Origin of the sequence: Jatrophihabitans sp. GAS493 (assembly GCF_900230215.1) — a bacterium.
GTDB lineage: Bacteria > Actinomycetota > Actinomycetes > Mycobacteriales > Jatrophihabitantaceae > MT45.
Map to the genome: position 1 here is coordinate 1,525,222 of NZ_LT907982.1, position 23,788 is coordinate 1,549,009.

21 protein-coding genes are annotated in these 23,788 nt (G+C 67.8%); 16 read left to right on the forward strand and 5 right to left on the reverse strand.

Going from position 1 to position 23,788, the window contains the following annotated elements; all coding sequences use genetic code 11:
• The first annotated feature begins 38 nt into the window (after window positions 1-38).
• On the forward strand, window positions 39-1,508 hold the full coding sequence (locus CPH63_RS06935; RefSeq protein WP_096302212.1) for a glutamate synthase subunit beta: 1,470 nt from the start codon (window positions 39-41) through the stop codon (window positions 1,506-1,508).
• Here CPH63_RS06935 and CPH63_RS06940 read toward each other — a convergent pair.
• Together CPH63_RS06940 and CPH63_RS06945 are read right to left on the reverse strand one after the other, a co-directional pair.
• Complete coding sequence (locus CPH63_RS06940; RefSeq protein WP_197704606.1) at window positions 1,505-2,038, reverse strand: molybdenum cofactor biosysynthesis protein; 534 nt, start codon at window positions 2,036-2,038, stop codon at window positions 1,505-1,507. The two genes, CPH63_RS06935 and CPH63_RS06940, sit on opposite strands and share 4 nt — an antisense overlap.
• A 67-nt stretch (window positions 2,039-2,105) precedes the next feature.
• Complete coding sequence (locus tag CPH63_RS06945) at window positions 2,106-3,200, reverse strand: triacylglycerol lipase (protein ID WP_197704607.1); 1,095 nt, start codon at window positions 3,198-3,200, stop codon at window positions 2,106-2,108.
• Window positions 3,201-3,503: 303 nt separating this feature from the next.
• Here CPH63_RS06945 and CPH63_RS06950 point away from each other — a divergent pair, with 303 nt between their 5' ends.
• From CPH63_RS06950 to mdh, 12 genes are all read left to right on the forward strand, one after another.
• Window positions 3,504-3,941, forward strand: a complete 438-nt coding sequence (locus CPH63_RS06950; RefSeq protein ID WP_096302215.1) for a cobalamin B12-binding domain-containing protein — start codon at window positions 3,504-3,506, stop codon at window positions 3,939-3,941.
• A 114-nt stretch (window positions 3,942-4,055) separates the two neighbouring features.
• Window positions 4,056-5,240, forward strand: coding sequence for an ADP-forming succinate--CoA ligase subunit beta (sucC, locus tag CPH63_RS06955; protein WP_096302217.1), 1,185 nt, complete (start codon window positions 4,056-4,058; stop codon window positions 5,238-5,240).
• Between the two features lie 4 nt (window positions 5,241-5,244).
• The gene (gene sucD, locus CPH63_RS06960) at window positions 5,245-6,120 is read left to right on the forward strand and encodes a succinate--CoA ligase subunit alpha (RefSeq protein WP_096302219.1); all 876 of its coding nucleotides are present in this window, start codon (window positions 5,245-5,247) and stop codon (window positions 6,118-6,120) included.
• 193 nt (window positions 6,121-6,313) lie between these two features.
• Window positions 6,314-7,405 (forward strand): hypothetical protein, encoded by a 1,092-nt coding sequence (locus CPH63_RS22930; RefSeq protein ID WP_157749348.1) that lies wholly within the window; start codon window positions 6,314-6,316, stop codon window positions 7,403-7,405.
• 157 nt (window positions 7,406-7,562) lie between these two features.
• On the forward strand, window positions 7,563-8,060 hold the full coding sequence (locus CPH63_RS06970) for a hypothetical protein (RefSeq protein ID WP_096302221.1): 498 nt from the start codon (window positions 7,563-7,565) through the stop codon (window positions 8,058-8,060).
• Window positions 8,061-8,151: 91 nt separating this feature from the next.
• Window positions 8,152-8,886: a hypothetical protein gene (locus CPH63_RS06975; RefSeq protein WP_096302223.1), complete on the forward strand. Its 735-nt coding sequence runs from the start codon at window positions 8,152-8,154 to the stop codon at window positions 8,884-8,886.
• 123 nt (window positions 8,887-9,009) lie between these two features.
• Window positions 9,010-10,422 (forward strand): DUF6350 family protein, encoded by a 1,413-nt coding sequence (locus CPH63_RS06980; RefSeq protein WP_096302225.1) that lies wholly within the window; start codon window positions 9,010-9,012, stop codon window positions 10,420-10,422.
• Window positions 10,423-10,451: 29 nt separating this feature from the next.
• The gene (gene purN, locus CPH63_RS23140) at window positions 10,452-11,021 is read left to right on the forward strand and encodes a phosphoribosylglycinamide formyltransferase (protein ID WP_096302227.1); all 570 of its coding nucleotides are present in this window, start codon (window positions 10,452-10,454) and stop codon (window positions 11,019-11,021) included.
• A gap of 171 nt (window positions 11,022-11,192) precedes the next feature.
• Window positions 11,193-12,749, forward strand: a complete 1,557-nt coding sequence (gene purH, locus CPH63_RS06990) for a bifunctional phosphoribosylaminoimidazolecarboxamide formyltransferase/IMP cyclohydrolase (RefSeq protein WP_096302229.1) — start codon at window positions 11,193-11,195, stop codon at window positions 12,747-12,749.
• 54 nt (window positions 12,750-12,803) lie between these two features.
• Window positions 12,804-13,655, forward strand: coding sequence for a bifunctional methylenetetrahydrofolate dehydrogenase/methenyltetrahydrofolate cyclohydrolase (locus CPH63_RS06995; RefSeq protein WP_096302231.1), 852 nt, complete (start codon window positions 12,804-12,806; stop codon window positions 13,653-13,655).
• 8 nt (window positions 13,656-13,663) lie between these two features.
• Window positions 13,664-13,987 carry a DUF3017 domain-containing protein gene (locus CPH63_RS07000; protein ID WP_197704608.1) on the forward strand — a complete coding sequence of 108 codons (324 nt, stop codon included), beginning with the start codon at window positions 13,664-13,666 and terminating at the stop codon, window positions 13,985-13,987.
• A 61-nt stretch (window positions 13,988-14,048) separates the two neighbouring features.
• The gene (mdh, locus tag CPH63_RS07005) at window positions 14,049-15,014 is read left to right on the forward strand and encodes a malate dehydrogenase (protein ID WP_096302233.1); all 966 of its coding nucleotides are present in this window, start codon (window positions 14,049-14,051) and stop codon (window positions 15,012-15,014) included.
• Between the two features lie 81 nt (window positions 15,015-15,095).
• Here mdh and CPH63_RS07010 read toward each other — a convergent pair whose 3' ends face one another.
• The 3 genes from CPH63_RS07010 to CPH63_RS07020 form a co-directional block, all read right to left on the reverse strand.
• Window positions 15,096-16,022, reverse strand: coding sequence for a DUF559 domain-containing protein (locus CPH63_RS07010; RefSeq protein ID WP_157749349.1), 927 nt, complete (start codon window positions 16,020-16,022; stop codon window positions 15,096-15,098).
• Window positions 16,023-16,162: 140 nt separating this feature from the next.
• Window positions 16,163-17,956, reverse strand: a complete 1,794-nt coding sequence (locus CPH63_RS07015) for an NAD-binding protein (protein ID WP_096302237.1) — start codon at window positions 17,954-17,956, stop codon at window positions 16,163-16,165.
• Between the two features lie 112 nt (window positions 17,957-18,068).
• Entirely contained in the window at window positions 18,069-19,781 is a 1,713-nt protein-coding gene (locus CPH63_RS07020; protein ID WP_096302239.1) for a DUF885 domain-containing protein, read from the reverse strand.
• A 95-nt stretch (window positions 19,782-19,876) separates the two neighbouring features.
• Here CPH63_RS07020 and CPH63_RS07025 point away from each other — a divergent pair, with 95 nt between their 5' ends.
• Genes CPH63_RS07025 through CPH63_RS07035 form a run of 3 tightly spaced genes read left to right on the forward strand, consistent with a single transcriptional unit; the run spans window position 19,877 to window position 23,729 of the window.
• The gene (locus CPH63_RS07025) at window positions 19,877-21,097 is read left to right on the forward strand and encodes an NADP-dependent isocitrate dehydrogenase (protein ID WP_096302242.1); all 1,221 of its coding nucleotides are present in this window, start codon (window positions 19,877-19,879) and stop codon (window positions 21,095-21,097) included.
• Between the two features lie 19 nt (window positions 21,098-21,116).
• On the forward strand, window positions 21,117-22,469 hold the full coding sequence (locus CPH63_RS07030; RefSeq protein WP_096302243.1) for an FAD-binding oxidoreductase: 1,353 nt from the start codon (window positions 21,117-21,119) through the stop codon (window positions 22,467-22,469).
• A gap of 9 nt (window positions 22,470-22,478) precedes the next feature.
• Window positions 22,479-23,729, forward strand: a complete 1,251-nt coding sequence (locus tag CPH63_RS07035; RefSeq protein ID WP_096302245.1) for a cyclopropane-fatty-acyl-phospholipid synthase family protein — start codon at window positions 22,479-22,481, stop codon at window positions 23,727-23,729.
• The last annotated feature ends 59 nt before the right edge of the window (window positions 23,730-23,788 follow it).

A 23,788-nucleotide genomic window follows, 5' to 3' on the forward strand; every position in this document is an offset into this window, starting at 1 on the left:
TTTATAGACCCGTTTGCTGAACATTGAAGGAGCCCGCCATGGGTAAGCCCACTGGATTCTTGGAGTACGGCCGGGAGACGCCACCGCGTCGTCCGGTGCCGGTGCGTCTGCTGGACTGGAAAGAGGTCTACGAGGACTTCCCGGCGCAGTCGTTGAAGAACCAGGCCAGTCGCTGCATGGACTGTGGCATCCCGTTTTGCAACAACGGTTGCCCGCTCGGCAACATCATCCCGGACTGGAACGACCTGGTGTACCGCGAGCAGTGGCAGGCGGCCATTGAGCGACTGCACGCGACGAACAATTTCCCAGAATTTACTGGGCGTCTCTGCCCCGCTCCCTGTGAGGGCGCCTGTGTACTCGGGATCAATCAGGATCCGGTGGCGATCAAGCAGATCGAGGTCAGCATCATCGACCGCGCTTGGGAAGCTGGTCTGGTGGCGCCGGTGATGGCCTCCAAGAGCACCGGCAAGTCGGTTGCGGTCATCGGCTCCGGCCCGGCCGGCCTCGCCGCCGCCCAGCAGCTCACTCGCGCCGGACACAGCGTGGTCGTGCTGGAGCGGGCTGATCGCATCGGCGGGCTGCTCCGCTACGGCATCCCCGAGTTCAAGATGGAGAAGCACCAGTTGGAGCGGCGTCTGGAGCAGATGCGCGCGGAGGGGACGCAGTTCCGTACCGACGTCAATGTCGGCGTGGACATAACCGTCGACGAGCTCAATGCCAACTATGACGCCGTGGTGATCGCCACCGGCGCGACAGTGAGTCGTGACCTTCCGGCGACTGGTCGAGATGCGGTCGGCATCTACCAGGCGATGGAGTACCTGCCGCTGGCCAACCGGGCGCAAGAGGGCGACCTCGCCGTTGACGAGGTCGCCATCAACGCCAAGGGTAAGAAGGTCGTCATCATCGGCGGCGGCGACACCGGAGCGGACTGCCTCGGCACGGCCCACCGGCAGGGGGCTGAGTCCATTCACCAGTTCGAGATCCTGGCCCGGCCGGTCGATGGCCGCCCTGAAACGAACCCGTGGCCGACTTTCCCCTTGAGTTACAAGGTGACTTCGGCTCACGAAGAGGGTGGCGAGCGGCTGTACTGCGTCAACACTGAGGAGTTCCTCAAGGGTCCGGATGGCGCGCTGACCGGGCTTCGCTTCCACGAGGTCGTGCAGAAGTTCGAGGACGGCTGGATGAGCTTCGAGCGGGTCGAGGGTAGCGACACAGTTCTCGAGGCCGATCTGGTCTTCCTGGCGATGGGCTTCACCGGCCCCGAGCAGAATGGACTGCTGACCGAGCTGGGGGTGTCGCTCGACGCGCGCGGCAACGTCGTGCGTGACGGCAACTGGTCGACCAATGTCTCCAAGGTCTTCGTCGCCGGCGACGCCGGACGCGGTCAGAGCCTCATCGTCTGGGCGATCGCCGAGGGACGAGCGTGTGCGGCGGCGGTGGATGCCTTCCTGGAGGGTGCGACCGATCTCCCGTCGCCGATCCGCCCCACCGATCGCCCACTGGTCTAGTAGTCGCTGCGGCCCAGTCGGGGCCCAAGTTCGAATTCACCACGCACAGGCCCAAGTCGCAATTCGCCGTCGTCCAACGGGGTGCAGCGCGCCCCACCCTTGCCGCGGAGCGCCTTCCAGGAACCCGGTGCGATCTCGGTGTCCATCCAGCGGCACGGGTTGGCGGCCCGGTTGAGCTTGAAACGCACCGGACCGGCCCCGCTGTCAAGCGTGAGGATTCCTCCGACCGCCGCGTCGATGTCGATCCCGTCGAGCAGGATGTTGCGCCGCGTCTCGGTCAGGCCGACGGCCTTCCGCCTGTCGTCGTCGGCATCAAGTGCGACGAGCGCCGCGAGAGGCAGCAGCGCGTCCAGCGTCATGATGGTGACCGCAGCGTCCCGATGGGCCGGTACCGCGAAGTAGCGGTCCCCGACGATTCCCAGCCCGGCCCGTATCGAGATCGACTCCACCAGCTCGTCACCTCCGCCGGCGACCGGGCCGTCGGCCGGGCGCCCGGCGTAGCGGTGCAGGGGAGATCGCAGCAACTGCACGATCTGAGGTTGTCGAGGGTCAGACTCGTTGCCGGTCACTGGGCTCGATCAGAACTCGACGAGACGATCAGAACTCGACCGGGCCGCCGATGGCCCACACCGCTTCGGCCAGGATCACCGCGTCCGCCTCGTCCGCAGCGGCCGTCGCCGCCTCGCCGGCCGCTGGGTCCCGGGACTGGTCGTCTTCGACCTGCTCAGAGAAGGCCGGTGCACCCAGCCCGCGCCGCCGGCGGTCGTGGACACCGCTGAAGGCGGCGTGGGGGCCCGTCGCCCGCCTCCGCTCCCAGTTCGGCCCGACTGCTCCGCGTCCGGAGAGAATCTCGATCACCGAGCGCACCGCGTCGTAGTCGACCAGCAGCGCCAGATGGCCGACCCCGTGCACGCGGATGTTCACCGCCTTCAGGTCCGGGTGATCGAGCCGGGCGTTCGCGGCCGGAATGATGACCTCGTCGAAGTCACTCCAGATTGCGACGAAGCGACTGCTGCAGCGGGCGGGCTTGGCCAAGTCCCGGATCACGCGCGACCCCGGATGCAGCTGCCGGGCAACGAAGAAGGGAAAGAGGCGCGCCAGGTTTGAGCCCCGATGCGGTGAGCCGAGCGTCACCAGGGTGTCCACCCGGCGGTCGCCGCCCTGCCGCTGCACGTAGTACCGCGCGATCACCCCGCCGAGGCTGTGCCCGACCACGTGCACCTTCTCGTACCCGCTCTGCGCGCAGATTCGCTCGATGTGGCGGCCGAGTCGAGCCGCCGCGCTCGGCACATCGGCCGTCAGAGGCGAGTAGTTCACCGTACTGATCCGGCCGAAGCCGCGCCGACGCAGCGCGCGCCGCAGCACGGCGAAGGCCGAACGATTGTCGACCAGCCCATGGACCAGCACGATCGGCGTGCCGTGCGCCTCGATGTCGCTCAGGATCAGGCCGCGGGTAACCGGGGTCAGGTTGTCGATCCGGAAACGCGGGTCGACGGTGCGGTCGGCCTCGGACAACAGCCCGGCCGGATACAACACCACATGCGCCGCCGCTGTCGCGGCCTCTTTGGAACTGGCTCGCACGACGTCGCCGGCGAGGGTGACGACCCCGGCCGTTGAGCGGGCGGCCCCACGAATGGTGACCCGGGTCAGCCGGTAGGGCGCGCGCCAGAGTTCGCCGACCACGCTCGTCACCGACGACAGCCGTGCCTCACGGCGCTCACCTCCACTCCCGTCACAGAGTCCTCCACTTCGGCCACCCGGTGGCCGCCTACCCAACCGATATCGTGCGCCGCACCAGCTCAACCTGCCCGCTAACCGGCGATACGAATCGTCAATCTATGCCAAAACTCGACTTCTATGCGCTCTCAACTAGTCCAATCTTTGGAATTTCCGACTAGTGGTTGAGAATTTCGGCCTAGCCTGGGTGTACTGCTCAAGCAGAGCCCACCCGCGTGCGAGTGATACCGAACGACGCCGAGACACAGGGAGCGTGCCGTGCGACTCAGAATCGTGGTTGCGAAACCGGGACTGGACGGCCATGACCGTGGTGCCAAGGTCATCGCCCGAGCGCTAAGAGACGCCGGGGTGGAGGTCGTCTATACCGGTCTGCATCAGACGCCGGAGCAGATCGTGCAGACCGTGCTGCACGAAGACGCCGACGCCCTCGGCGTCTCCATCCTCTCCGGCGCGCATATGACCCTTTTCTCCCGAATAATGGAGTTGCTCCGGGTAAATCAGCTGGAGGACGTAGTCGTCTTCGGCGGCGGAATCATCCCCGCGGAGGACATTCCGCTGTTGAACGAGCTGGGCGTCGCCAAGATATTCACGCCCGGCGCCACAACCACGGAGGTGGTTGACTGGGTGGCGCAGAACGTGGGCCCGTTAGGTGAGACCGGTCTCAGCAACGCCTCGACCGAGGTGATTCAGGCTTAGTCTGGCGTAGTTTTTCGCGTGCGGAACTACATGTGCTCGCGGGGCGATGCACCCAGCATCACCACCAGCTTTCCTACCCATCGTTAACTTTGCGTAGAACGGACAACAAAGAGCGTGGATCTGTTCGAGTACCAAGCCAAGCAGCTGTTCCAGAAGTACGGAGTCCCGGTCGGACTCGGCGAGGTCGCCACGACGCCCGCCGAGGCGAAGGCCGCCGCCGAGCGCATCGGCGGCGTCACGGTCGTCAAGGCCCAGGTGAAGATCGGTGGTCGCGGAAAGGCCGGCGGCGTGAAGGTCGCCAAGAGCCCCGCCGACGCCGAGACGCTGGCCGGCGAGATCCTGGGTATGGACATCAAGGGCCTCACCGTGCACAAGGTGCTCATCGACCCCGGTGCCCAGATCGAGGAGGAGTATTACGTCTCCTACCTGCTGGACCGCTCGAACCGCACCTTCCTGGCGATGGCCTCCTACGAGGGCGGCATGGAGATCGAGCAGCTCGCGGTGGAGCGTCCGGATGCGCTGGCCAAGGTTCCGGTCGATGCGCAGACCGGCGTCGACCTGGCCAAGGCGCGGGAGATCGCCGCCGCCGGCAAGTTCCCGGAGTCGGTTGCCGAGCAGGTGGCCGAGGTGCTGGTGAAGCTCTGGGATGCCTTCGTCGGCTCCGACGCGACCCTCGTCGAGGTGAACCCGCTGGCCCTGGTCAAGGGTGCCGACGGCGGTCCGAGCGAGGTCAAGGCCCTCGACGGCAAGGTGACGCTGGACGACAACGCGAACTTCCGCCAGGCGGCCAACGAGGACCTCGTCGACCTCGACGCGACCGACCCGCTCGAGCAGCGCGCCAAGGAGAAGCACCTCAACTACGTCAAGCTCGAGGGCGAGGTCGGCATCATCGGTAACGGCGCCGGGCTGGTGATGTCCACCCTGGACGTCGTCGCCTATGCCGGTGAGAATCACGGCAACGTCAAGCCGGCCAACTTCCTGGACATCGGCGGCGGCGCCTCGGCCGAGGTGATGGCCAACGGCCTGGAGATCATCCTCTCCGACCCCGACGTGCGCAGCGTCTTCGTCAACGTCTTCGGCGGAATCACGGCCTGCGACGCGGTCGCCAACGGCATCGTGGCGGCGCTGGGAATTCTCGGCGACGCAGCCACCAAGCCCCTGGTCGTGCGACTCGACGGCAACAACGTCGAACTCGGACGGCAGATTCTCAATGATGCCGCGCATCCGTTGGTGACGCTGGCGACCACTATGGACGACGGCGCAGCGAAGGCTGCGGAACTTGCGAACGCGGGAGTCTGAGTAGATGTCTATCTTCCTTAACGAAAACTCGAAGGTCATCGTGCAGGGCATGACCGGCGGCGAGGGCATGAAGCACACCGCCCGCATGCTCGCCTCCGGCACCCAGGTCGTCGGTGGCGTCAATGCCCGTAAGGCCGGAACGAAGGTCGACTTCGACTCGGCGACGCTGCCCGTCTTCGGCACCGTCGCCGAGGCGATCGCCGAGACCGGTGCTGACGTCTCCGTGCTCTTCGTCCCGCCGCCGTTCACCAAGGACGCCGTCATCGAGGCGATCGACGCCGCGATCGGCCTCGCCGTGGTGATCACCGAGGGCGTCCCGGTGCACGACTCGACCTACTTCTGGTCCTACAACCAGGGCAAGTCCACTCGTATCATCGGCCCGAACTGCCCCGGTCTGATCAGCCCCGGAAAGGCCAACGCCGGCATCATCCCGGCCGACATCACCGGCCCGGGCAAGATCGGACTGGTCTCGAAGTCCGGCACCCTGACGTACCAGATGATGTACGAGCTGCGTGACATCGGCTTCTCGACCGCGGTCGGCATCGGTGGCGACCCGGTCATCGGCACCACTCACATCGACTGCCTGCAGGCCTTCCAGGATGACCCGGACACCGAGGCCATCGTGATGATCGGCGAGATCGGCGGCGACGCCGAAGAGCGGGCGGCCGCCTTCATCAAGGCGAACGTCACCAAGCCGGTCGTCGGCTACGTCGCCGGCTTCACCGCGCCGGAGGGTAAGACCATGGGCCACGCCGGGGCCATCGTCTCCGACGGCGCCGGCACCGCGCAGGGCAAGAAGGAGGCCCTGGAGGCCGCCGGGGTCCGCGTCGGAAAGACCCCGAGCGAGACGGCACGGCTGATGCGCGAGCTCATCGGCTAGCTAGATCGACTCCGGCGACAGCTCGGAGAAGCAACACTTAGCTCTGCCCTAAGCAACACGTAGCTGGGCATCAAGCAGGCACCCCGGTATCAGGGCCCGTCAACTCGGCTCTCTGGGGTGCCTGCTTTGTTTGCTTCCCCGCGAGGGATAAGTTTTCAACAGAGCCTCACAGCACGGGACTAGGAGACACCCAATGACGTTTCAGCCGCCCGACCCGGGTCAACAGCCCGGCGATCAGCCTCCGAACTCGCCACCGAGTTCGCCGCCGGGCGGGGTGACGCCTCCGGGCGAGCCGGGGCAGTGGGCGCCCCCACCGCCACCGCCGCAGGCTCCACCGGCCCCGCAGTACGGCCAGAACCCGCCGCCCCCGCCGCAGTATGGGCAGGCGCCGCCGCCCCCGTATGGGCAGGCCCCGCCTTACGGCCAACCGCCGCAGTACGGCCAGCCGCCGGCCTATGGGCAGGCCCCGTTCGGTCAGCCGCCGCAGCCGCCGGCCGGCTACCCACAGCCGCCGACCGGATATCCGCAGCAGCAGTGGCAGGCTCCGCCGCAGGCTGTGGGCGGAGTTGATGTGAAGGCGGTCAACCCGATGGATTGGGGCATTCTGGCCGCCGGTCCGCTGCTGCTTCTCTTCTCGTTCGTCAGCTACTACTCCTACTCGGTCTCGTTTGCGAACTTCGGATCGTCGAGCGGATCGTGGAGCGCCTGGCACGGCTTCTTCGGTTGGTTCGGCATGTTCGTGGCGCTAGCGGCGTCGGTGCTGCTCGCCGTGTCGATCTTCCTGCCGACGGTGAAGCCGCCGGTTCCGGTGCGGTTGGCGGTGCTCGGTGGCTACGCGCTGGCGACCCTCTGCGTCCTGCTGGCCCTCTTCGTGGTCCCCGATCCCGGTGACGGTTCGAAGGTCGAGGATCTCGGGATCAGCATCGACAAGGGGCATGGATTCGGCTACTGGATCAGCCTGCTGCTGGTCATTGCGGGGCTGGTTCTCTCCGTGCTGCGCTTGAAGGAGACCGGTGGGGCGCTGCCCTGGGAGAAGAAGGCCACCCCCTCGCCGGTGCCCGGCGGGTTTGCGCCGCCCGCCGCCGGGTTCGCTCCTCCGCCGCCCGCTGGCTACGGGCCACCGCCGACGGGCCACCAGTCGCCGACACCGGGAACGCAGCCGGGAACCCAGCAGCCCGCAACGCAGCCGGGAACTCAGCAGCCCGGAACGCAGCCGGGAACTCAGCAGCCCGGAACCCAGCCACCCGGAACCCAGCCACCTCCCGGGCAGTATCCTCAGCAGTGACCAACCTGAGCTAGGTCGGTCCTCGAACGTCAGGTCAGCGTCGGACCCGGTGTCTGTGCCCAGTCGGCACAACGGCACACCGCGGTCCGGCGCTGACTTCTGTTAGAGCGTCTCGAGGTCGGTCCTGGACCTTTGAACGAAGTCTGAGGAAATCTGCATGGCGTCACGTTCGGCCCACGCCGCCCCACGGCACTCTCGTGAAGTCACCCTCGACGCGGTCGGGCGCCTGGACTGGGTGATCGTCGCCTGCGGTCTCGCCGCGCTGGTGCTGAGCTTCGGCACCTATTACACCTACAGCCTGGACGTGGTCTCGGTGATTCACCAGCACAGCACCAACGCCTGGAGCGGTGTCTACGGCTGGCTCGCGGCCTTCTGCGCCATCGCGGCCTCCGCCGTACTCGGCTGCGGGCTGATGGTGCCGCAACTGCGACGATCGGTCGGTCTGCGGGGCACGGTCCTGGGGCTCTACCTGGTTGCCCTGGTCAGCGTCGTCTCGGCCCTCTTCTCGGTGCCGAAGGGCTCCCTGAACAGCTACGTCGTCTTCTTCGCCCAGGAACACGGTCACGGGTACGCCTACTGGTTCAGCTTGCTCGTCATCGCTTTAGGAGCGACGCTGTCAACTGTCCAGTTCCTGCACTTCCGCGCGCACAACTGATTGCAGTTGTGCGGCCAGGGGGTTAAGAATGGGCAGGCATTCCGCGGCGAAGCACCCGGCAGAGCGGCGTTCTCCTTCCAAGGGCGGTCTGATGGCGGCACAGGGGTCGGCTGGTGAGTCACCGGCCGATGAGCTGCGCACGGAACCTATTCCGCCGCTGCCTGCGCCGATCTCCCAACCTGCCAAGCCGGTAGAGGAGAAGCCCGTCGCGCAGCGGACCTGGTCCCACGGTGGCCAGCAGGCGGGCTGGCGTAAGCAGAAGGAGGCGGTCGCGCTCGTCCCCCGGGATCTGCGCATCACCGACTGGATCGCCATCGGTGCGGGTCTGGCCGTGCTCGCGGTCTCGTTCTTCTACTACTACATCCACGACTTCGATCAGTATTTCGCCGGCTCTCGTCGCGCTTCGGGGGCCTGGACCGGCTGGAGCGGCATCTACGGTGAGATCTCGACCGTCCTCGCCGCGGGCTCCTCGCTGCTGCTACTCGTCTCGGTGTTCGTGCTGAACAAGGGACGCTCGGTGCCGATGCGAATCGCCGTCGTCCTCGGCTACGCCCTCTCAGCGGTGGCGGCGATCGGCGCGTACTTCGTCATCCCGTCGTTCCGCTTCACCGCCAACGACTCGCTCTTTCCGCGCCCGGTCTCCGACGGTCACGGCTACGGCTACTGGGCCGCGCTGCTGCTGATCCTCGCTGGGCTGGTGTGCTCCTGGCTGCGTCTGACTCAGGTGCGGGCCGCCGCCGCCGAGCGCGAAGGTGCGGCCGTCCAGGGTGAGGCGGCACCGAGTGTCGACGCGGCGACGCCACGGCGGGCCCGGCACGCCAGTTGAGGCGCGGCCTTTGCCTGACTCTGCGCGTCGCTGGATCTGCTCTTCGCTGACTCATCACTGCTGCGCAGCCGACCTCCGGCGAGCCTGCGGTGAATTGACGGCAAGGTTTGTCAGCCTGGATGCATGTCTGCCTCCAGCAACCGACCGGCTGCTTCGGAGGTCTATCCGCCCTCGATCTGGCGGGTCGCGGCGGGCTCCGGCCTGGCCGCGGCGAGCATCGGTGCGGCGATTGCGGTTGGAATCGCGCTGCTCTGCTGGCTACCCGACGCGGCCGCCTCTGGACGCCCAGGGTCGGTGCTGAAGGCCGGGGTCTTCGCCTTCCTGATCGCCCACCACGGTGGCAGCCTCGACGGCGTCGTGCTCGCCGGCACCCGGGTCGCCTTCCTGCCGCTAGGCATGCTGCTGGCCGTCGGCTGCCTCTGCTGGCGGGCTGGCACGCAGCTGGGTGCGGCGGTCCAGCTGGAGACTGCGGGTCAGTACGAAGCGGGTCAGTACGAAGAGCAGGACGACGCTTATCCGGAGGAGCCAGCCGACGATGTCGGGGCCGACCCGCGCCGGCTATCGCTGGCTCTGCTGCTGCAGATCGGCTGTTACGCGGCCGTCTGTGCCGCGCTCTGCGGCTACGCCCGCTTCGGCTCGACCTACGTGACGATGCTGCCGACGTTGCTGGGCAGCGCGCTCGTCTGTGGGTTCGCCTCAGGCGCCTCAGCGCTGCGTTATGTGGCGCTGCCGGCGACACCCCGCTGGCTGGCCGCCGCCGCTCGGGCCGCCGCCGTCTCGGTCTGCGTCTATCTGACGGCGGGGAGCCTGCTCGCCGTCGGGTCGCTGATCACTCACGCCAGTCGGGTCATGCAGCTCTCCCGGGAGGTCGGCGGTGGGCTGTCGGGGGCTCCCATCGCGCTCCTGGGCGCGCTCTCGACCCCCAACGCGGTCATCGCCTCCTCCTCCTACCTGGCCGGACCCGGCTTCACGGTCGGGCATGGCGGCTCGTTCTCGCCGTTCGCCAATTCGCACGCGGTGCTGCCGGCCTTCCCGCTGCTCGGCGTGTTGCCGACCGGCCACTCGGCCAGCGTCACCGTGCTGGCGCTGATGCTCTCCACGATGATCGCGGCGGGTGGGATGGCGACCCGGATGCTGCTGCGCGCCCACCTGCCCGGGCGCCGGTTGCTGCTGGCCAGCCTCGTCTCCAGCGTCGGAGCCGGTCTCCTGATGGGTCTGCTGGCGTTGCTCGGCGGCGGGGGTATCGGCGCCCAGCGCCTGCGCACCGTCGGGGCCTCGGCCTGGCAGGTCGCCGGCGTGGTGACCGGCGAGACGGCCGTGGTGACGCTCGCCCTGGTCGGTGGGGTGGAACTCTGGCGTTGGATCGCCGGCCACGGTCGTGCGGCCGAGACCGTACCCGTACTGGCACCGACCGTCTCCTTGGTGAAGTCGCCTCGGGCCGCCGTCGATTCCGTCCCGTCGCCGGAGCCCCTGCGGACGCCTGCCGCGACCCGAGAGGCGGCCGCGGCGGCCGCGATCAGCCGGCGGGTCAGCTAGCCCGAAATTCCCCGGTAAAGTTTCCTGTTGTGCCAGCCCGTCTCGTCATCCTCGCCTCCGGAAGCGGCACCACCGCGCAGGCCATCATCGACGCGGCGGCGGCCGAGGAGTTCGGCGGCACCGTAGTCGCGCTTGGGTCCGACGTCGTCGGCTGCACCGCCCTGGATCGGGCCGTCACCGCCGGTGTCCCGACGTTCACCGAATCGCTGACCGACTACCCCAGTCGCATCGATTGGAACGAAGCACTGGCCGACACGATCGGCCGCCACCGGCCGGATATCGTCTGCCTCGCCGGCTTCATGCGGATCCTGGGTCCGGCGGTCGTGTCCCGGTTCACTCTGGTGAACACGCACCCCTCGCTGCTACCCGCCTTCCCGGGCGCACACGCGATCCGCGACGCGCTGGCCCACGGCGTCAAGGTCAGCGGGGTCACCGTGCACCGGGTCGATGAGGGGCTGGACACCGGCCCGATCCTGGCCCAGGCCGCTGTCGCCGTCTTGGACGACGACAGTGAGGACACCCTGCGCGACCGCATCCAGGCCGCCGAGAAGCCGCTGTACGTCGACACGATCAGTCGACTCTGTAAGGAGATTCAGTGAGTGAGCATCGTAGCGAGCGTCAGCGAGCGAGGAGCGGAGCGATCGCCGTGATGAGCGCTCGCGCGAAGAACAGGGACATTCAGTGAGTGAGCATCGTAGCGAGCGTCAGCGAGCGAGGAGCGGAGCGATCGCCGTGATGAGCGCTCGCGCGAAGAACAGGGAGATACACGCATGACGAAGATTGCCGTTCGACGGGCGCTGATCAGCGTCTACGACAAGACCGGACTCGACGAGCTGGCTCGTGGCCTCAATGACGCCGGGGTAGAGATCGTCTCCACCGGTTCCACCGCGGCGCGGATCCGCTCGCTCGGCGTGCCGGTCACCGCGGTGGAGGACGTCACCGGCTTTCCGGAGATCCTCGGCGGCCGGGTGAAGACGCTGCACCCGAAGGTGCATGCCGGGCTGCTGGCTGATCAGAACGATCCGGAGCACGTCGCCACCGTCGACGAGCTCGGCATCGAGACCTTCCAGCTGCTCGTGTCGAACCTCTACCCGTTCCGCGAGACGGTGGCCAGCGGCGTAAGCCAGCCCGAGGTCATCGAGCAGATCGACATCGGCGGTCCGGCGATGGTCCGGGCCAGTGCCAAGAATCACGGCTCGATCGCCGTCGTTACCGACCCGTCCATGTACGCGGACGTCCTGAGCGCGGTGCGCTCCGGTGGCTTCGACCTGCCGGCGCGCCAGGCTCTCTCGGCCCAGGCCTTCCGCCACACCGCCTCCTATGACATTGCGGTCGCCAGCTGGCTCGGCAGTGTGGTCGTCCCGGATCCGACCAGCACCTTCCCGGGCTGGGTCGGCGCCTCCTGGGAGCGGGCCGCGGTGCTGCGCTACGGCGAGAACCCGCACCAGCAGGCCGCTCTCTACGTCTCCCACGACGGCACCGAGGGGCTGGCCCAGGCCGACCAGCTGCACGGCAAGGAGATGAGCTACAACAACTACGTCGATGCCGACGCCGCCCGCCGGGCCGCCTACGACTTCACCGAGCCGTGTGTGGCGATCATCAAGCACGCCAACCCCTGCGGCATCGCGGTCGGCGCCGATGTAGCCGAGGCGCACCGCAAGGCGCACGCCTGTGACCCGGTGAGTGCCTTCGGTGGAGTCATCGCCACCAATGTCGCGGTGAGCATCGAGATGGCCAAGCAGGTCGCCGAGATCTTCACCGAGGTGATCGTCGCCCCGTCCTACGAGGAGGGCGCGGTCGAGGTGCTTTCGGCCCGTAAAAACCTGCGGGTTCTCGTCGCGGCGCCGATCAGCGACAGTGCGTCCACCGAGATCCGTCCGATCTCCGGCGGCCTGCTGATGCAGCAGACGGACCGGGTCGACGCGCCCGGCGACGACGTCGCGAGCTGGACGCTGGCGACCGGAACACCGGCATCGGCGCAGGAGCTGGCCGACCTGGAGTTCGCCTGGCGGGCCATCCGGGCCGCGAAGTCGAACGCGATCCTGCTGGCCAGCGACGGCGCCACCGTCGGTATCGGCATGGGTCAGGTGAACCGGGTGGACTCCTCGCGCCTGGCCGTGTCGCGGGCCGGTGACCGGGCCAGCGGCTCGGTGGGCGCCTCCGATGCCTTCTTCCCCTTCCCGGACGGGCTTGAAGTGCTGCTCGAGGCCGGAGTGCGGGCCGTCGTGCAGCCCGGTGGGTCGGTGAACGACAAACTCTCCATCGCCGCCGCCGATGCGGCCGGAGTCACGATGTACTTCACCGGGACAAGGCACTTCGCTCACTGAGCCACCGCGCTTCGCGCACTGAGCGGCAGCTGACTTCTGGCAGGATAGGTAGACGTGACGGCGACGATCCTTGACGGCAAGGCAACCCTGGCGACCATCAAGTCCGAACTCAAGGAGCGCATTGCCAACCTGGCGGCCCGCGGGGTCGTCCCCGGGCTTGGCACCGTGCTCGTCGGTGACGATCCGGGGAGTGCCTGGTACGTCGGCGCCAAACACAAGGACTGCGCCGAGGTCGGTATCGCCAGCATCCGTCGTGACCTGCCGGCCTCGGCCACCCAGGCCGAGATCGAAGCTACGGTCGACGAGCTCAACGCCGACCCGGCCTGCACGGGGTTTCTGGTTCAGCTCCCGCTGCCGAAGGGGCGTGACGAGTACTCGGTGCTGGCCCGGGTCGACCCGGCGAAGGATGTCGACGGCCTGCACCCGATCAACCTCGGCCGGCTGGTGCTGAACAAGCAGGCGCCGATCGCCTGCACGCCGTACGGCATCGTCGAGCTGCTGCGTCGCTTCGACGTCCCGATCGCCGGGGCCGACGTCGTCGTGGTCGGACGCGGCACCACCGTCGGGCGCCCGCTCGGGCTACTGCTCACCCGCCGCACCGAGAACGCGACGGTCACCCTCTGCCACACCGGAACCCGCGACCTGGTCGCCCACGTGCGGCGGGCCGACATCGTGGTCGCCGCGGTCGGCGTCCCCGGGTTGATCACCGCGGAGATGGTGAAGCCGGGCGCCGCCGTTCTCGACGTCGGAGTGAGCCGGGTCGACGGCAAGATCGCCGGCGACGTAGCGGCCGACGTGGCCGAAGTCGCGGGTTTCCTGGCCCCCAATCCGGGCGGCGTGGGCCCGATGACCCGCGCGATGCTGCTGAGCAACGTCGTCGAGGCGGCCGAGCGGGCGCTGGGGTGAGTGCGGCCGTGCCCGCCCCCCATCCGTCGGTTCAGACGTCGGTCCGGCTCTGGATCAGACGGCAGCTGCACGGCCTGCGCGACCAGTGGCCGTTCATGCTGGTACTGCTGGTCTGTGCCGGCGGCTTCTTCGCCGGCGTGATCCGGCCCCAGCACTGGCTGCGGGCGGTCAGCGTGATGGCGGCCGGGATGCTCCTCGGGGCGTTGCTCAGGCTGGTGCTCCCGCCGGTGCGGGCCGGCTGGCTGGCGGTGCGCAGCCGGTCGCTGGACTGTGCCATCTACGCCGGGCTGGGTGTGCTGACGTTCACCTTCGGGGTCCTTGTTCACGGCTGAGCTGTCGCGAGGACTAGCCTGTGGGGCGATTCGATCTATCTACCTCGTTTAGGAGTGCTCCATGTCTGCACCTGCTCGCCGTGGCAAGGCCACCGTCGTCGGCGCCGGTTTCTACGGATCCACCACTGCCCAGCGGCTGGCTGAGTACGACGTCTTCGAGACCGTCGTCCTCACGGACATCGTCGAGGGCAAGCCGGAGGGCCTCGCGCTCGACCTGAACCAGTCTCGCCCGATCGAGGGCTTCGAGACGACGGTCGTCGGCGCCACCACCACCGCGGACGGCGGCGGCTACGAGGCCACCGCCGGTTCGGACGTCGTCGTGATCACCGCCGGTCTGCCCCGCAAGCCGGGTATGAGCCGCATGGACCTGCTCGAGGTGAACGCCGGGATCGTGCGGTCGGTGGCCGAGAACATCGCCAAGCACTCGCCGAACGCCGTCATCATCGTCGTCTCCAACCCGCTGGATGAGATGACCGCGCTGGCCCAGCAGGCCTCCGGGTTCCCGAAGGAACGCGTCTTCGGCCAGGCGGGCGTGCTCGACACCGCCCGCTTCACCAACAACGTCGCCACCACTCTGGGCGTCCCGGTCGGCTCGGTCACCACACTGACCCTGGGTTCGCACGGCGACACCATGGTGCCGGTCCCGTCCGCCTGCTTCGTCGACGGCAAGCCGCTGGCCGACGTGCTGGACGCCGAGAAGATCGAGGAGTTGGTCACCCGCACCCGCAACGGTGGCGCCGAGGTTGTAGCGCTGCTCAAGACCGGCTCGGCTTACTACGCCCCGTCCGCTGCCGCGGCCCGGATGGCCCGCGCGGTCATCACCGACTCCGACGCCGTGATCCCGGCCTGCGCCTGGGTCGACGGCGAGTACGGCATCTCCGGCGTGTACCTCGGTGTCGAGGCCCAGATCGGGGCCGGCGGGGTCAAGAAGGTCGTCGAGCGCGACCTCACCGCCTCCGAGCTGGAAGGCCTGAAGGAGGCGGCCGAAGCCGTCCGGGCCAAGCAGGCCGACGTAGCCACCCTGTAGCACCGCCCCCCCTGACGTTGTGGGGTGTTTTCTTCCCGGAATCCGGGAAGAAAACACCCCACGTTTCGTTTTCCGGTGCGTTCAGAGGAACTGGCGGATCGTCGCCACCACGTACTCGGGCCGCTCGGTGAGGTCAGCCCAGGTGAACCGCAGAACTCGCCAACCTGTGGCGATCAGATCGTTCTGACGCCGGCGGTCGTTGCGGAAGCGGTCGACGTCGACGTGGTAGGCCATGCCGTCCATCTCGATCGCGACCTGGCTCGACAGCAACGCGACGTCGACGATTCCGATGCGACGCCCCCGCCAATAGACGGGGTGATTGGCCCGCCATCCGGTGATGCCGGCATCGCGGAGTAAGCGATGCAGCCGCCGCTCGGACTCAGCCGCCGCCCGGTCGCCCATCAGTTGTGCGATGTGCCGCAGTGTGGCATTTCCCCGATGCCGGGGCTGCCGCTGCAACCGTGTCAACACGTGTTCAGGCGTAATCCATCCCTGCTGAAGGCCACGATCGGCCAGCTTCACCGCCGCCGATCGCGGGAGGGTGGTGAGGTGATCGAGCAGGCTCGTCGGTCGGGACGTGATCGGAAGGTGCCGGCGAGTGGTCTGCCCGACGATGGGCGTCCGGGTGCGATGAACGCGAACCCACTCCGGCGGATAGACCCGCCGGGCATGGGCGATGAGCACGTGGATCTGCGCCGGCTCGGCCTCGATGAAGCCCCACAGATGCGCGGCTGAGGTGAACCCGACTACTCCGTCAGTGGCGATGGCGGCCGCCCACAGCTTCGCCGCGAGGGTGACCGGCGCACCGCGAACCAGGAAGACACCGGCCAGAATTGGCACGAGCTGCCCACCGTCACGTAGTCGACCGATGCCGGAGCTGGAGACGTCGTAGCGGATGAGCTGTCGTCGGGAGATCACGCCGCCCTGACGCCGGGCCAGGGCGGCCCACGTCGTCGGGTGCGAGGCGAATCTCTGGTTTGTTCGCGGCGGGTACAGCGGTGCGGGCACCAGAACATCATCGGCGAAGCGCATCCTCCGACCCGGAGTTATCCACAGGTGTGGCCGGCGGCCGATTTTCAGTTGGGGAGTTTTCTTCCCGGAATCCGGGAAGAAAACTCCCCACAACGCGAGGGCGGGACAGACCCCGCTCAGCCGTTCTGGTCGCGGCGGAGCACCTGGAGCAGTTCCTCGTAGGGCCCGACCAGATAGGCCTGGTCACCCGGTTCGAAGCGGGTGTCGCGGCGCGGCGGGTACTCCATCGCCCCGCCGAGCCGGCTGATCGCGATCACCCGGGTGCGGGCACTGAGCTCGTGCATGGTGGCGCCGGCCAGCCCGCCGCCTACGGCCACGGTGAGGCGCCCGACCAGGAAGGGCTGCCGGTCGACGTAGAACGTGTTGAGCACATCGAGTCCCAGAGCGGCCCCGACGAACCAGGGTGCGGCCAGCGCCGAGGTGGAGCGGACGTGCTGGAAGCCGAACCCGCGCTCGATGGTGCGGGCCAGTTGCCGGTCGAAGACCCGCAGCACCACGGGCACGTCGGCGCTGCGCTCGGCCAGCAGGTCGTCCACCGCGAGGCCGGTCTCGATGTTGGCCAGGTCGTTACTGGTGAGGACGGCCACCGCACTGGCACCCGGCAGGTTGGCCGCCATCAGGTTCTGCGGGATTGTCGAGTCGCCGATGATGATCGGCACACCGGTGCTGCGAGCGGCGGCCAGGAAGCGGTTGTTCTCGTCCCGTTCCAGCACGACCACGTCACGCCCCTCGGCCAGCAGCCCCTCCAGCACCCGCATGCCGACCGAGCCGAGTCCGATCAGCACCACGTGATCGCTCAATCCGCTGGCCGCCCGCCGCCCGGCAGTGGCCTCGATGCGCCGGCTGATGAGGAGGTTGGTGAGCATCGCGTAGACCACCGTCACCAGGGTGGCGCCGATGATCATCAGCGCGATCGCCCAGAGCCGCAGCCAGAGCCGCTGGTGGGCGAAGGAGAAGTCCCCGAAGCCGACCGTGGTCAGCGTCTCGGTGGTGAAGTACGCCGAGTCGACCAGCCCCATGTGCGGCCGGCTCCCCTCCTCGGACTGGTAGGAGCCCATCAGTAGCAGGATGGAGACGACCGCGACCCCGAAGAGCGCCAGCAGCGTGGCCCACAGCGATCGCTCGGTCTCGGCCAGGAAGCCGCCGGTGACGCTGCGGGCCTGCCGGAAGGCCGATCGGATCCGGTGGCTCGCCGGCAGCGAGTCATCGCCCCCGGCCGTGGCCCGGAGATCCTCGAACTCCTCGGCCGGCCCGATCAGGGTCACCACGTCGCCAGGGTCGGCGTGCACGTCGCGTCCCGGGCAGATGAGCATCTCGGCGTCGTCGGCCTGGGGCACCACGGCGATGGGTGCGAGGTCACCGAAGATCGCCCGGAGCTTCCCGGGGACGCTGACCCGGCGGTGGGCCACGATGAACTCCTTGCCGCCGAGGTTCAGCACGTGGTGCTGGCGGCGCACGCAGGACTCGACGAACGTCGGGGCGGCTAGTTCGGCGACGTCCAGCACGGTCCCAGGCCCGGTGAGGCGCTGCACGGCGCGCCCCACCGCGGCGTTGGTCAGGGAGACCACCAGCCGCATGTCCGGTCGCATCTCGCGGGCCAGCAGCGCCACGCCCAGATTGTGCAGGTCGCCCTCCTCGGCGCAGATGAGGGCCGCCGCGGTCTCCACCCCGGCTAAGCGCAGCGTGGTCATCCGGCGGGTGTCGCCGGTCATCCGGCGCACCCCGAGGCTGTCGACGATTCGGGCCAGCCGGGCCGAGGCGCCGTCGTCGACCACGATCACCTGCTCGCCGGCCGCCTGCAGCTGCTCGATCACCCGCAGGCCGACGTCGTGCAGCCCGCAGACGATGGTGTGGCCGCTCCACTGCTCCTGCTCCCCGGTGGTAGGGGGCGGTACCGCGGGAGCGCTCACGGACGCATCCTCCGGATCGGCGGGTGGCTCATTGGCGGATCATGACGGGAAGGTGTTTCGTGAAGATTGCTAACGGCCAGCAAACAAGCGCCCTGCAGATCGGGACGGGCGCTCAGCTAGATTCCAGCACCGCATCCCGGAGCACGTCCAGCCCGACACTGCCGACGTCCAGCGCCCGCCGGTGGAAGGCCTTGAGGTCGAAGGGGCGTCCAGCTGCGACGGCGGCCTCCCGGGCCTGATCGCGCAGCTGCAGCCAGGCCCGCTCGCCGAGCTTGTAGGAGGGCGCCTGGCCCGGCCAGCCGAGGTAGCGATCCAGCTCGAAGCGGAGCACCTCCGTCGGCTGCAGGCAGTTCTGCGACAGCAGGCTCCAGGCCTTCTCATACGTCCAGGCGCCGCCTCCCACCGCGGCCGGGGCGCGGAAACCGCAGTGCACGCCGACGTCCACCACCACCCGGGCCGCGCGCAAGGACTGCCCGGCCAGCATCCCGAGGTAGTCGCCGGGGTCGTCGAGGTAGCCGAGCTCGGCCATCAGCTGCTCGGCGTAGAGGGCCCACCCCTCGCCGTGCCCGGAGACCCAGCACCCCAGCCGCCGCCAGCGGTTGAGCTGCTCGTGCCGGTAGACCGTCTGACCGACCTGCAGGTGATGGCCGGGGACGCCCTCGTGGTACACCGTCGTTCGCTCCTGCCAGGTGGTGAACTCCGTCATGCCTGCCGGGACTGACCACCACATCCGGCCCGGGCGGCTGAAGTCCTCGCTCGGGCCGGTGTAGTAGATGACGCCGGTGCTGGTCGGGGCGATCCGGCACTCCAACCGCCGCACCGGCTCCGGGATGTCGAAGTGGGTGTCGGCCAGGGCATCGATCGCCTCATCGGAGACCCGCTGCATCCAATCTCGCAGGGCCCGGGCGTCATCCAGGCGGCGGGCCGGATCGCGGTCCAGGTGCTGCACCGCCTCGGCCACCGTCGCCCCCGGATGGATGCGTCCGGCCGTGTCGCGCATCGCCTGAGTGATCCGGGACAACTCCTGCTGGCCCCATTCGTAGGTCTCCTCCAGATCGACCGAGGTGCCCAGAAAAGAACGGGAGAGGAGGGCGTACCGCTCCCGTCCGACGGGGTCCGCCGCCGGTGCGCCGGGCAGCAGCTCATCGGCCAGGAAGCCGGCCAGCCGCTGGTAGGCCTCGGCGGCCGACCCGGCGGCCGCCCGCAGCTGCGAAGCGGCCGCCTCGCTGCCCGCGCGCTGGCCGCCGTCACCGGCCAACTTGGCGAAGAAGCCGTCCGGGCCGACGTTCTCACCGGCCTGCTTGATGGCCGCCTCCACCTGACGACGGGCCGCCACCTGACCCCGGTCGCGGGCGACCCGCAGCGACTCGATGTAACCGTCCAGGGCGGGCTGCACCTGCTGCAGACGTGCGGTGAGGACCTGCCAATCCTGCGCGGTTTCGGTCGGCATCAGGTCGAAGACGTCGCGGACGTCCTGCACCGGACTGGCGATGTTGTTCAGCCGGCGCAGGTCCTCGCCCTGCTCGTGCAGCGACTCCTCCACCCCGAGCCGCTCACGGGCCGCGGCGACGCTCACCCGGTCGATGGGGTCCAACCCGGTGCCGGTGGCGGTGAAGTCGGACACGGCCCGATCCAGGGCAGCCAGTGTGTCCCGGCGCAGCTGCGAGCGGGCGGCGAGCCCGTCCGGGGAGAGATCGGGCAGTTGCGCGTCGAAGCCGAGCACTCCCTGCGCGGTGGCGAAGATCGGGTCGAGCGCGGCGTAATCGTCGAGGTAGCTGTCGAGCTGGGTGTCAACCGCGCTCTGTGCGCGCACGAATTCGGCCATTTCTGAACGATAGTGGGGGTGCGTCTGGGGGTCCTGAGGCGAGGAGATATCTTGAAGCCAAGAAACCGTTGACCGTGCTGGAGGCAAGCCGAACCATGTCGAAGATCAAGGTTGAGGGAACCGTCGTCGAACTTGATGGCGACGAGATGACCCGCATCATCTGGCAGTTCATCAAAGACAAGCTCATCCTCCCGTACCTCGACGTCAACCTCGAGTACTACGACCTCGGCATGGAGCACCGCGACGCCACCGACGACCAGGTGACGATCGACGCGGCCAACGCCATCAAGAAGCACGGCGTCGGCGTCAAGTGCGCCACCATCACCCCCGACGAGGCCCGCGTCGAGGAGTTCGGCCTGAAGAAGATGTGGAAGTCGCCCAACGGCACGATCCGCAACATCCTGGGCGGCGTCGTCTTCCGCGAGCCGATCATCATGAGCAACGTGCCGCGTCTGGTGCCGGGCTGGACCAAGCCGATCGTCATCGGCCGTCATGCCTTCGGTGACCAGTACCGCGCCACCGACATGAAGGTTCCGGGCAAGGGCACGCTGACGCTGAAGTTCACGCCCGAGGACGGTGGCGAGCCGATCGACCTCGAGGTCTTCGAGTTCCCGGGCGCCGGCGTCGCGATGGCCATGTACAACCTGGACGACTCGATCCGCGACTTCGCCCGCGCCTCTCTGCGCTACGGCCTGGCCCGCAACTACCCGGTCTACCTCTCGACCAAGAACACCATTCTCAAGGGGTATGACGGACGCTTCAAGGACATCTTCGCCGAGGTCTTCGAGGCCGAGTTCAAGGCCGACTTCGAGGCCGCCGGAATCACCTACGAGCACCGCCTGATCGACGACATGGTCGCCGCGGCGATGAAGTGGGAGGGCGGCTACGTCTGGGCCTGCAAGAACTACGACGGCGACGTCCAGTCCGACACGGTGGCTCAGGGCTTCGGCTCGCTGGGCCTGATGACGTCCGTGCTGATGACTCCGGACGGCAAGACGGTGGAGGCCGAGGCCGCGCACGGCACGGTCACCCGCCACTACCGCCAGCACCAGGCCGGCAAGCCGACCTCGACCAACCCGATCGCCTCGATCTTCGCCTGGACCGGCGGCCTCAAGCACCGCGGGCTGCTGGACGGCCAGCCCGAGGTCACCGCCTTCGCTGAGACGCTGGAGCGGGTCTGCATCGAGACCGTCGAGTCGGGTCAGATGACCAAGGACCTGGCCCTGCTGATCAGCAAGGACGCCCCGTGGCTCACCACGGAGGACTTCCTGGCCGCCATCGACAGCAACCTCAACAAGGCCCTGTCGAGCCAGTGAGCAATTAGGGCGCTGACGCGTGGACTACCAGAGCAGAGTGGCCCGGCTGCGTGAGCAGCTGGCCGAGGTCGGACCGGACCAGCCGGTGCGGCTGCGGAAGAAGACATCGAACCTGTTCCGTCCGCGAGCCAAGGCGCCCGGCACCCTGGATGCCGAGCTCTTCAACGGGGTTCTCTCGATCGACGTCGAGGCGCGCACCGCTGATGTAGGTGGGATGACCACCTACGAAGACCTGGTCGCGGCGACGCTGCAGCATGGGCTGATGCCGCTGGTCGTCCCGCAGTTGAAGACGATCACCCTCGGTGGCGCGGTGACCGGTCTGGGGATCGAGTCCTCCTCCTTCCGCAATGGCTGCCCGCACGAGTCGGTGCTGGAGATGGACATCCTGCTCGGCGACGGCACCCTGGTGACCGCCGCGCCGGGTGGGGATAACGCCGATCTCTTCTATGGATTCCCGAACAGTTACGGCTCACTCGGGTACGCGCTGCGGTTGCGTATCGAGCTGCAGCCGGTGAAGTCCTTCGTGCACCTGCGGCACCTGCGTTTCGATGATCTGGCCAGCTGCGTCGAGGCGATGCATCAGATCGCCACCAGCGGCGAGTACGGCGGGGAGGCGGTGGACTTCCTCGACGGAACCTGGTTCACCCCGTCCGAGAGTTACCTCAGCCTGGGCACCTTCAGCGACACCGCGCAGAGCGTCTCCGACTACACCGACCAGAAGATCTACTACCGCTCGATCCAGCAGAAGCGGCAGGACTGGCTCACCATCGCCGACTACATCTGGCGCTGGGACACCGACTGGTTCTGGTGTTCGCGGGCCTTCGGGGCACAGAATCCGCGGCTGCGCAGATTGTGGCCGAAGCGTTATCGACGCTCTGACTTCTACTGGAAACTGATCGCCCTCAACCGGCGGGTGCACTTCGCCGAGCGGCTGGATCGCCGGCGTGGTCTGCCGGTGAGCGAGGAGATCGTCCAGGACATCGAGGTGCCGATCGACCGGGTCGCGGAGTTCGTCAGTTTCCTCAATGAAAGAACGGGGATTGAGCCCGTCTGGCTCTGCCCGCTGAAGCAGCGGGACGAGAACGCGGTGTGGGATCTCTACAAGTTCGATCCGTCCATCCTGTATGTAAATATCGGGTTCTGGTCCAGTGCCTACCTCCCCGACGGTGAGCAGGACGGCTACCACAACCGGGCCATCGAGGAGATGGTGGCCAAACTTGGTGGCCGAAAGTCTCTGTACTCGACGTCGTTCTACCCGGAAGATGAATTTTGGAGCATCTACTCGGGTTCGGCTTATAGAATGCTTAAGCGGAGATACGACTCCGATAACCGTCTCTTGGACTTGTACGAGAAGACCGTCGCACGAAGGTGAGGATTGCTCATGCAGCGAACGCCGACCGCCAAGGTTCTGTACACCACCCTTGGTCATCCGCAGTTGCAGATCAAGGATTATGACGACGTCTCGGCCGGCTCGCCGGATGCGAAGGCGACGATCACTGTTCGCAGTCCCAAGGCACTGTCCTACATGATCACCGCGCCGAGCACGCTCGGCCTTGCGCGGGCCTATGTCAGCGAGCAGCTCGATGTCGAGGGTGACCTGTACGAGGCGCTCTCAGCGATCTGGAACGACGGCGACGCCGACGTGCGCTTCGGAGCGCGCGTGCAGGCCCTGCTCAACCTCGACCCGAAGGCGCTGCGCTGGGTCGCCCCGCCGTCGGTCGAGATCGGGCCGCGGGGGCTGATGGGGCTACGTCACTCCAAGCGTCGCGATGCCCAGGTGATCAGCCACCACTACGACATCTCGAACAAGTTCTACGAGTACATCCTCGGGCCCTCGATGACCTACACCTGTGCCTGCTACCCGGATGAGACCTCGACGCTGGAGGAGGCCCAGGCACACAAGTACGACCTGGTCTGCCGCAAGCTCGGGCTGAAGCCGGGCATGCGCCTGCTCGACGTCGGCTGCGGCTGGGGCGGCATGGTCCGTCACGCGGCCAAGCATTACGGCGTCACCGCGCTCGGTGTCACCCTCTCCCAGCGGCAGGCTGAATGGGCGGCCAAGGCGATCGCCGCCGACGGCCTGGAGGGCGTGGCCGAGGTCAAGTACATGGACTACCGCGACGTCGACGACAGCGGCTACGACGCCATCTCCTCGATCGGGCTCACCGAGCACATCGGTATGAAGGAACTGCCGAACTACTTCGCATCCCTCTACGCCAAGCTACGCCCGGAGGGCCGGCTGCTCAACCACTGCATCACCCGCCCGACCACGACCGAGGGCGTGAAGAGCGAGGGATTCATTGACCGCTACGTCTTCCCCGACGGTGAACTGGAGGCCGTCGGCGTCATCACCGGCGTCATGCAGGATGCCGGCTTCGAGATCCGCCACGAGGAGAACCTGCGTGAGCATTACGCGATGACGCTGGCCGCCTGGGGTCGCAACCTGGAAGATAACTGGGACGCGGCGGTGGCCGAGGTCGGGTTGGAGCGGGCTCGGGTCTGGCGTCTCTACATGGCCGGTTCCCGGCTGGGCTTCGAGCGCCGCGGCATCGAACTGCACCAGGTCCTCGGGGTGCGGGTGGGCAACGGCGGCAAGGCCGGGGTCCCGCTGCGTCCCGACTGGGGGGTTTAGCCGCGGACTGTCCGTAGAATCGGGCAGTGTGATCGGCCGACATACCAACCCTGCTAGCA

Excerpts from the sequence above, each read along its gene's own strand:
- CPH63_RS07035 (WP_096302245.1), top strand. The coding sequence starts at position 22,479 with ATGCAGCGAACGCCGACCGCCAAGGTTCTGTACACCACCCTTGGTCAT.
- CPH63_RS06935 (WP_096302212.1), top strand. The coding sequence starts at position 39 with ATGGGTAAGCCCACTGGATTCTTGGAGTACGGCCGGGAGACGCCACCG.
- CPH63_RS06980 (WP_096302225.1), top strand. The coding sequence starts at position 9,010 with ATGTCTGCCTCCAGCAACCGACCGGCTGCTTCGGAGGTCTATCCGCCC.
- mdh (WP_096302233.1), top strand. The coding sequence starts at position 14,049 with ATGTCTGCACCTGCTCGCCGTGGCAAGGCCACCGTCGTCGGCGCCGGT.
- purH (WP_096302229.1), top strand. The coding sequence starts at position 11,193 with ATGACGAAGATTGCCGTTCGACGGGCGCTGATCAGCGTCTACGACAAG.
- CPH63_RS06970 (WP_096302221.1), top strand. The coding sequence starts at position 7,563 with ATGGCGTCACGTTCGGCCCACGCCGCCCCACGGCACTCTCGTGAAGTC.
- CPH63_RS06975 (WP_096302223.1), top strand. The coding sequence starts at position 8,152 with ATGGCGGCACAGGGGTCGGCTGGTGAGTCACCGGCCGATGAGCTGCGC.
- CPH63_RS07025 (WP_096302242.1), top strand. The coding sequence starts at position 19,877 with ATGTCGAAGATCAAGGTTGAGGGAACCGTCGTCGAACTTGATGGCGAC.
- sucD (WP_096302219.1), top strand. The coding sequence starts at position 5,245 with ATGTCTATCTTCCTTAACGAAAACTCGAAGGTCATCGTGCAGGGCATG.
- CPH63_RS07020 (WP_096302239.1), bottom strand. The coding sequence starts at position 19,781 with ATGGCCGAATTCGTGCGCGCACAGAGCGCGGTTGACACCCAGCTCGAC.
- CPH63_RS22930 (WP_157749348.1), top strand. The coding sequence starts at position 6,314 with ATGACGTTTCAGCCGCCCGACCCGGGTCAACAGCCCGGCGATCAGCCT.